Raw genomic sequence first — 493 nt, forward strand, 5'->3', positions numbered from 1 at the left:
GCCACAAGGTCACCTGGAATTGGGTCAAGGGCCATGCTGGCCATACCGAAAACGAACGCGCCGACGAACTGGCACGGGAAGGCATGGCGCCGTTCAAGCCCAGGCTGGCGAGGCCCGCACCTGCGGCCACACCAAAAGAAGCTACTTCACCGAGAAAGCCGGCATCAAAACCCGTCCGGCGCTCGACCCAGAGCTATTGAGAAAACAGATCCGCCGCGCTCAGCGGATCAGCAGCGCCGTTCCGTAAAGCCCGAGCGCAAACACTGTATGCGACACCAAATTGAGGGCACGGATCTGCATTGGGTTGGGGCGCTTTGAGGCGGCCCAGCCGGCGCCCATGCCGGGTGCCAGCAGGAACCAGCCCGCACCCACGGTGACCATGCCGAGGATGAAGGCCGGCAGGAAGGTCGGTGCGCTGAGCCATGCCGATCCCGCCACGACGACCAGAATGATGCCGTAGGCGATGCCGACAAGATAGTGGAAGAACCAGCCC

At 63.3% G+C, this 493-nt stretch carries 2 protein-coding genes; one reads left to right on the forward strand and one right to left on the reverse strand.

Features of this window, described 5'->3' with window-relative positions:
* A partial coding sequence (locus CN311_RS31720; protein ID WP_342586716.1) for an RNase H family protein occupies positions 1-200 on the forward strand: 200 nt, incomplete at its 5' end.
* 19 nt (positions 201-219) lie between these two features.
* Here the strand turns inward: CN311_RS31720 and CN311_RS31725 are convergent.
* On the reverse strand, positions 220-493 hold a 274-nt coding region (locus tag CN311_RS31725), incomplete at its 5' end, for a DUF2938 family protein (RefSeq protein WP_115504290.1).

It is taken from the genome of Mesorhizobium sanjuanii (assembly GCF_002529485.1).
Taxonomy (GTDB): Bacteria; Pseudomonadota; Alphaproteobacteria; order Rhizobiales; family Rhizobiaceae; genus Mesorhizobium; species Mesorhizobium sanjuanii.